Source organism: Megasphaera sp. DJF_B143, assembly GCF_900320625.1.
In the GTDB taxonomy this organism is placed as follows: domain Bacteria; phylum Bacillota; class Negativicutes; order Veillonellales; family Megasphaeraceae; genus Megasphaera; species Megasphaera hexanoica.
Map to the genome: position 1 here is coordinate 1 of NZ_ONTA01000266.1, position 2,751 is coordinate 2,751.

Consider the following 2,751-nt stretch of genomic DNA (forward strand, 5'->3'; position numbering starts at 1 on the left):
AACGATATTCTTATCGTTGCATACGTCGGCAATATCATAAATCGGACCGGCCGGAACGCCTGCACCGAGAATGATATCGACGACTTCCCGGCTCGTCTTATCGCTGGCCCAGTCTTCGATGATTTTTTTCAGGGAATCGGCATTCTTTTTGCGCAGTTCCGTATTCTTGTACAACGGATTCTGTGCCAGTTCAGGCATGCCCATGGCTGCCGAGAGGTGTTCAAAATGCTTGTCCGTCCCGCTGGCCAGTACGAAATAGGCATCCTTTGCTTTAAAGGAATCGTAGGGAGCGGAAGAAATGTATTTATTACCCGTCTTTTCAGGAACTTTGCCGGTATACAGATACTGCATGCATTTGGCTTCCAGGCCGGAGACGATGGAATCGACAAGAGCTACATCGATTTTCTGGCCTACGCCGGTCTTCTGCCGCTTAATCAGCGATGCCAGGATGCCCATACAGCAATTCATGCCGGCCATCATGTCGCCGATTGCCATGCCGGCACGGGTCGGTTCCGAACCGGGCCATCCGGTAATGCTCATGGAGCCGCCCATAGCCTGGGCGATGAGATCATATCCCGGACGGGAAGAATAGGGGCCGTACTGGCCAAAGCCGGAAATGGAAGCAAATATGATGCGCGGATTCAGGGCTTTACATTCTTCGTAGCCGAACCCTAATTTTTTGATAACGCCGGGACGCATATTTTCTAGAAGCACGTCGGCCGATTTGACCAATTCAGCAAAGGCCTTTTTCCCATCTTCTGATTTCAGATTGACGGCAAAACCGCGTTTGTTCCTGTTCAGATTGCCAAAATACATACTGCGGCCTGTCTTTTCTTCCAGTGGCCGGGCATAGCGGCAGAATTCGCCTTTGGTCAGTAAATTTTCTACTTTGATGACATCGGCTCCCATATCAGCCAGGAACATCCCGCAGTAGGGACCAGCCAGGAAACCTGTAAAATCGAGAACGCGGATACCTTCCAATAATCCTTCAGTCATGTCTTTCACCTTTTCCTTTCTTTTTATACAATCAGTCTTATGAGCATTTCATTCGCCAGTATATATGAAATTTCAATGCCAAATATGAAATTAGCCATATATAGGGATCTAGCGGTGTATGTGCGGGATGAACTGCAAGCGGCGTATATATTTTTTTACATTAATTTGACATTATCCCTATTTTCCCGTACACTGAAAGCGAGGTGAGGATATTGGAAAAAATCTGCTTCCTGGCCACTGACCAGGTCATGAAAAATAAAATCGAACAAGCCTTATGGAATCACACGAAAGAACCGGACAGTATGCCCATTGACGTAGCCATACTCGATTTCAATCATATCTTCCGGCAGGCCCGGGATATGATAAAAGAAGGGGCACAAGTTCTCATCGCCAGCGGCGGCACCTATCAGGAACTAGCTCCTGTCATCCGGGAAGTCCCGGTCCTGCGTCTGTACATTTCGACCTATGATATTATGTACGCCTTGGAACAGGCACGGAAGTATAAAAAAATCTACCTTCTCCTGAATTCCAGTGTCATCTTCGAAAGTTCTATGTGTCCGCCGGAATTACGGAGCAAAACGGAAATATATACCTATAAAGACCGGCCAGATCTGGAACATCTGGTGGACAGTCTCGATGTCGGTCCCGATATTGCTATCGTCGGCACAGCTATCCTGCCACGCATCACCAACATTCCTCTGCCCATATTTACTATCATGCCCAGCAATCCGACTATCTTTTCACTGTATCAGTATGCCCACGACCTGGCCTCGTTCAATAAGCGGGAACGGCAGCAGTTATCTTTGCTCTCCTCTGTATTGTCCCACGTCGATGAAGGCATCATCATGTACGATGCCGAAGGCACTATTTCCCATATTAACAAACAGGCCCGGCTGTTCCTGAAGATCAGGGAAGATACGCCGTCTATGGAAACCATTCTCCCCAGGCAGCAGGGAAGCCATGCCTATTCCTATTCCAATACAATCATAGAAAAACCACCTTATACGCTCGTACTGAATTCCTCACCCTTTTCTATCGACAAGCAGACCCGGTACATCCTGAGCATCCGTGATGTCACGCAGCTGCAAAAAATGGAAAAGAATATCCGCTATAAACTCTCCAAAACGGGGCTGACGGCAGTGCATCATTTCGCTGATATCCTGACGGCGGATGCAAAAATGAAAGCCCTCAAGGCAACGGCAGAGACGATGGCCGCCTATGACGCACCAATCCTCATCCAGGGAGAAAGCGGCACCGGCAAGGAACTTTTCGCCCAGAGCATCCACAATGCCAGTCCCCGCCGCAGCGGTCCTTTCGTCGCCGTCAACTGCGCCGCCCTGCCACCGGAACTGCTGGAGAGCGAACTCTTCGGCTATGAAAGCGGCGCTTTTACCGGGGCCCGTAAGGAAGGCAAAGCGGGATTATTCGAGCTGGCCCACGGCGGAACGATTTTCCTCGATGAAATCAACAGCATGTCGCCGGCTATCCAGTCCAAGCTCCTGCGTGTCCTGGAAACGAAACAGGTCATGCGCATCGGCTCCGACTATGTCATTCCCCTCGATATCCGCATCATTTCCGCCACTAATACGGATATCATCGAAAAAATCAACGAGGGCGCGTTCCGCAAGGATCTATACTTCCGCCTGAACACCCTGACTCTTACCCTGCCGTCTCTCGACGAACGGCCTGCCGATATTGTCTACCTCTTTCTCCATTTCCTGTCGGAATTCGCCGGGCACACCGTAAAAAAATCTG

2 protein-coding genes are annotated in these 2,751 nt (G+C 49.7%); one reads left to right on the plus strand and one right to left on the minus strand.

Features of this window, described 5'->3' with window-relative positions:
• The coding region (locus DBO31_RS07800; protein ID WP_150824864.1) for a CaiB/BaiF CoA-transferase family protein at window positions 1–996 on the minus strand (996 nt) is incomplete at its 3' end.
• 212 nt (window positions 997–1,208) lie between these two features.
• Here DBO31_RS07800 and DBO31_RS07805 point away from each other — a divergent pair.
• The coding region (locus tag DBO31_RS07805) for a sigma 54-interacting transcriptional regulator (RefSeq protein WP_150824865.1) at window positions 1,209–2,751 on the plus strand (1,543 nt) is incomplete at its 3' end.